We start from the raw sequence: 5,199 nt of genomic DNA, 5'->3' as shown, positions 1-5,199 counted from the left end.
CAATAATCCAGCCGCTTGCGGATTTCGCGCTCAAAACCCCGGTCGGGCGGATCGTAGAAGGTCTGCCGGCCGAGGGCTTCGGGAAAGTAATCCTGCCCCGAAAACGCATCCGGGACGTCGTGGTCGTATTGATAGCCGCTGCCATAGCCTTCGGACTTCATCAGCTTGGTCGGCGCATTCAGGATATGCTTGGGAGGCAGCAGGGAGCCGCCCTCCTTCGCCATCCGCATCGCCGCCCCGAATGCCTTGTAGGCGGCATTCGATTTCGGCGCGGTGGCGATGTAGATCACCGCCTGGGCGATGGCGAGTTCGCCTTCGGGATGGCCGAGAAAATCATAGGCATCCTTGGCCGCGTTGCAGATCACCAGCGCCTGCGGATCGGCCAGGCCGATGTCCTCGATCGCCATGCGGACCACGCGCCGCGCCAGAAACAGCGGATCCTCGCCGGCATCCAGCATGCGCGCCAGATAATACAGCGCCGCATCCGGATCGGAGCCGCGCACCGACTTATGCAGCGCCGAAATCAGGTTGTAGTGGCCGTCCGCCGACTTGTCGTAGATCGGCGCGCGGCGCTGCAGGATGTCCTGCAGCTGCACGGCATCGAAGATCTCGTTGGAACGGGCCGCGCGCCAGACTTCCTCCGCCAGCGTCAGAGCCGCGCGGCCGTCGCCGTCGGCCATTCGCACCAGCACGGCGCGCGCCTCGGCATCGAGCGGCAGTTTCCGGCCCTCGATCTGTTCGGCGTGAAGATACAGTTTCTCGATCGCGACCGCGTCGAGCGACTGGAACACCAGCACCCGCGCCCGCGACAGCAAAGCGGCGTTGAGTTCGAACGACGGATTCTCGGTGGTGGCGCCCACCAGCACCACGGTGCCGTCTTCCATGACAGGCAAGAACGAATCCTGCTGCGCGCGATTGAAGCGATGCACCTCGTCGACGAACAACAGCGTGCCTGTGCCGGTCTGCCGGCGGGCGCGGGCGGCGTCGAACACTTTCTTCAGATCGGCGACGCCGGAAAACACCGCGGAGATCTGCTCGAAATGCAGCTCGGTGGCGTCCGCCAACAGCCGCGCGACGGTGGTCTTGCCGGTGCCGGGCGGCCCCCAGAACACCAGCGAGCCGAGCGTCCGGGTCTCCAGCATCCGGGTCAGCGCGCCGTCGGGCCCAAGAATATGATCCTGGCCGACCACGTCCTTGAGCGAACGCGGCCGCAGCCGGTCCGGCAACGGATGCGGCGCATCCCGCTCCAGGCCCGCCGCGGCGAACAGGTTTTCCGATTGCTGCGGGCGTTTCGGGCTCATGGGCAGACCTTCTCCCTCTCCCCGCTTGCGGGGAGAGGGTCGGGGTGAGGGGGCGCCAGACATGGGGGAGAAGCCTGCGATACGACGAGACGCCCCCTCACCCGACCGGCTTCGCTGACGCTTCGCCGGTCGACCTCTCCCCGCCAGCGGGGAGAGGTGAAAAGAAGCTGCGTCGCGCGCCTCATCCGCCGAGCGTGACGTTGATCTGCTGGCCGGCGCGCACCACGGTGATGCGCCACAGCCGCGACGGCTCGTTGGCGATCCGCTCAAGTTCGCTGGTGCGCGCGATCTTCTTGTTGTTGACCGCGATGATGATGTCGCCCTTCTGGAAGCCGACGCTGGCGGCCGGCGCGTCGTCGGCCAGATCGATCACCACCACGCCCTCGATGCTGGGGTCGAGCCGCAACTCGTCGGCCAGCGCCGGCGAGATGTTGGCGATCTTGGCGCCCTGGAACGGCGAGCGCGACTTGACCACGATCTCGTCGCGGCCGGTGTCCGGCGCGGTCTCCAGCGGGATCGCGAGCTTCACCAGCTTGCCGCCGCGCTGCACGTCGATCTGCGCGGTGCTGCCGAGCGGCCTTGTGGCGAAGCGATAATCGAACGCGTTGGGATCATCCACGGTGAAACCGTCGATGGCGACGATCAGATCGGAGAGTTTCAAGCCGGCGCGCGCCGAGGGGCTGCCCGCGGTGACGCTCGCCACCAGCGCGCCGCTCGGCAGCTTCAGGCCGAGCGTGTCGGCGATCTCCGGCGTCACCGCCTGCAGCCGCGCGCCGAGCCAGGGCCGCTTGACCTCCTTGCCGCCGCTCTTCGCCGAGGCCACCACCACCCGCACCATGTTGGCGGGAATCGCAAAGCCGATGCCCTGCGAGCCGCCGGAGCGCGAGAAGATCGCGGTGTTGATGCCGACCAGCCGGCCGTTGACGTCGACCAAGGCGCCGCCGGAATTGCCGGGGTTGATCGCCGCATCGGTCTGGATGAAGAACTGATAGTCGGTGATGCCGACCTGGGTGCGCGCCAAGGCCGAGATGATGCCGTGGGTGACTGTCTGGCCGACGCCGAACGGATTGCCGATCGCCAGCACCACGTCGCCGACCAGAAGCTCGTCGGAGTTGGAGAAGTCCAGCGTCGGGAATTTCTCGGCGCCGACCTCCTTCAGCCGCAGCACCGCCAGATCGGTGCGGCTGTCCTTCAAGACGATCTCGGCCTCGAATTCGCGCTTGTCGGCGAGCGACACCTTGACCTGATCGGCGCCTTCGATGACGTGGTTGTTGGTGACCACCAACCCCGAGGGATCGACCATCACGCCCGAGCCGAGCGAGCGCTGCATCTGCTCCGGCTGCTGGCCGGGCACGCCGAAGAAGCGACGGAAGATCGGATCTTCCAGCAGCGGGTTGCGGTTCTGGATGATTTTCGCGGCATAGACGTTGACGACGGCCGGCTGCACCCGCTGCACGATCGGGGCGTAGCTGAGCTTCAGTTCGGCCGGCGAGGATGGCACCCGGCGGTCCTCGGCCTGCGCCGGCGCGGAGATGACGAGGGCCAATGCAAGGGCGGCGAATGCACGTGTCGAAATCATGAAAGAATCCCGCTGTTGAGCGATGAGATATAGGCGCCCGGCGGGCTCAAGAGAAGCGAGCCGGCGCATCGATCACAGGTTGCCGTCCGCCGCCGCGGCGGCGGCCGGCTCGGCGTCGTCCGCGACGGCGCGGGGTGCGGCGGCCGCCGATTGGCGGGCCTGATGGTCCTCGCCCCAGCGCTTCAGCGCGTCGATCACCGGGCGCAGCCGCAGCCCGGTCTCCGACAACGCATATTCCACCCGCGGCGGCACCTCGGCGAACACCTTGCGGCTGATCAGGCCATCCTGCTCCAGCGCCCGCAGCTGCTTGGTCAGCATCCGCTGGGTGATGCCCGGCATCTTCTTGCGCAATTCGCCGAACCGCAGCCGGCCCTCCTGCAGATGGTACAGGATCACGCCCTTCCATTTGCCGTCGATCAGATCGAGCGTGACCTCGACCGGACAGCCAGGGCCGCAATAGAAATCCCGCCGCTTCATGCTGCTTGGTCCAATAGTATCCGATCGGTGACTATATCCCCCAAATGACAGTACTTGCAATGCGAGCCGCCCGAGGACAGGTTGTCGGCGCAGCATATGGAGCGTCGCATGAAAGCCGTCGGCTACAAGAATTCCCTTCCGATCGACCACACCGAATCCCTGCTCGATGTCGAGATTCCGACCCCCACCCCGAGCGGGCGCGATTTGCGCGTCGCGGTGCGCGCGGTGTCGGTCAATCCGGTCGATACCAAGGTGCGCAAGCGCGCCGCGCCGCCGGCCGGCGAGCCCAAGATCCTGGGCTATGACGCCGCCGGCATCGTCGATGCGGTCGGCCCCGAGGTGACGCTGTTCAAGCCCGGCGACGAGGTGTGGTACGCCGGCTCGGTGGTGCGGCCCGGCACCAACAGCGAATTCCACCTGGTCGACGAGCGCATCGTGGGCCACAAGCCGAAGTCGCTGTCGTTCGCGCAGGCCGCAGCCTTGCCGCTGACCTCGATCACCGCCTGGGAATTGCTGTTCGACCGGCTCGGCGTCGCGCCCGGCAAGAGTTTTGATCCGCGCACGCTGCTGATCGTCGGCGGCGCCGGCGGCGTCGGCTCGATCCTGATCCAGCTCGCGCGCCGCTTGACCGGCCTCACCGTGGTCGCCACCGCGTCGCGGCCGCAGACCCAAAAATGGTGCCTGGAGCTCGGCGCGCATGATGTGGTCGACCATTCCAAGCCGCTGAAGCCGCAGATCGATGCGCTGAAGGCGCCGCCGGTTTCGCTGATCGCCAGCCTCACCGGCACCGAGCAGCACTTCCCGGCGCTGATCGAGATCCTGGCCCCTCAAGGCAAGATCGCGCTGATCGACGATCCGGCGACGCTCGACGCGCTGCCGCTGAAGGCCAAGTCGGCGTCATTGCATTGGGAAGCGATGTTCGCGCGCTCGACCTATCAGACCACCGACATGATCGCGCAGCATCACCTGCTCAACGACGTCGCCAATCTGATCGACAACGGCGTCTTGCGCACCACGCTGCAGCGCAGCCTCGGCACCATCAACGCCGCCAATTTGAAAAAGGCCCACGCCCTGATCGAATCCGGCAAATCGGTCGGCAAGGTGGTGCTGGAGGGATGGTAGTTCGGGGCCGAAAGACGGTCATCGCCCGGCTTGGCCGAGCGACCCCGTCTTGCAGAGCGTGGTGAGCGATCACCGGCTCTCCGGCATGATCCCCGCTTTGGTTGGCGAGGACTCCGTCCCTCGGTCGCCCCCACCCCCACCCTCCCCCGCAAGCGGGAGAGGGAGCGCGCTGCAGATCTTTCAAGGTCGATTATAAACTCGCCGACATTCCAGTTCGTGCGCAACGCCAGCTCCGCACGCGGCAGAACTCCCTCTCCCGCTTGCGGGGGAGGGTTGGGGTGGGGGCTTGCTGCGCGTCGCGGCGCTGCGTTCGATCGCGGCGCCCCCACGTCGCCTCGCACGATTAGTTTCAGACTGCGGCGAAAAATATCTCCTGAAACCGACTCAAACTGCTCACGTAACTCGGACAGCGACGACGTAAAGCCAACGCGATCGAGCAGCGGCGTCGTTGTTGCCCTTTCACATTCAGCACGCGGATGTCCGCAGGCCTAATCCCAACGGGAGACGATCCATGTCCAAGCGAATTGCATTTCTGTCGGCTGTCGCCTTCGGCGCTCTCACCCTCGCCTCCAGCATCGTCGCGCCGGCCAGCGCCGAAGAGAAGAAGATGATGAAGAGCGAAATGAGCGGCGAGAAGACCGTGATGGTCGGCGGCGCCGCCATGTTCCCGTCGAAGAACATCGTGGAGAACGCCGTCAATTCCAAGGATCACACCACGCT

4 protein-coding genes and 1 pseudogene are annotated in these 5,199 nt (G+C 66.1%); 2 read left to right on the top strand and 3 right to left on the bottom strand.

Annotation, left to right across the window (positions count from 1 at the left end; genetic code table 11):
- The 3 genes from VGC77_RS09050 to VGC77_RS09040 form a co-directional block, all read right to left on the bottom strand.
- The coding region (locus tag VGC77_RS09050) for a replication-associated recombination protein A (protein ID WP_331171237.1) at window positions 1–1,301 on the bottom strand (1,301 nt) is incomplete at its 3' end.
- A gap of 181 nt (window positions 1,302–1,482) precedes the next feature.
- Entirely contained in the window at window positions 1,483–2,880 is a 1,398-nt protein-coding gene (locus VGC77_RS09045) for a DegQ family serine endoprotease (RefSeq protein ID WP_331171236.1), read from the bottom strand.
- A gap of 72 nt (window positions 2,881–2,952) precedes the next feature.
- Window positions 2,953–3,357: a helix-turn-helix domain-containing protein gene (locus VGC77_RS09040; RefSeq protein WP_331171235.1), complete on the bottom strand. Its 405-nt coding sequence runs from the start codon at window positions 3,355–3,357 to the stop codon at window positions 2,953–2,955.
- A gap of 108 nt (window positions 3,358–3,465) precedes the next feature.
- On the opposite strand from VGC77_RS09040, the gene VGC77_RS09035 reads away from it, so the two are divergent.
- A complete protein-coding gene (locus VGC77_RS09035; RefSeq protein WP_331171234.1) occupies window positions 3,466–4,479 on the top strand; it encodes a zinc-binding alcohol dehydrogenase family protein in 1,014 nt (337 codons plus the stop codon).
- Between the two features lie 511 nt (window positions 4,480–4,990).
- Window positions 4,991–5,199, top strand: a pseudogene (locus VGC77_RS09030) (fasciclin domain-containing protein); the annotation flags it as partial.

This window comes from Rhodopseudomonas sp., from assembly GCF_036404135.1.
In the GTDB taxonomy this organism is placed as follows: Bacteria; Pseudomonadota; Alphaproteobacteria; order Rhizobiales; family Xanthobacteraceae; genus Rhodopseudomonas_A.
The sequence above is the reverse complement of the archived record's forward strand: the minus strand, read 5'-3'. Positions and strand labels throughout refer to the sequence as shown.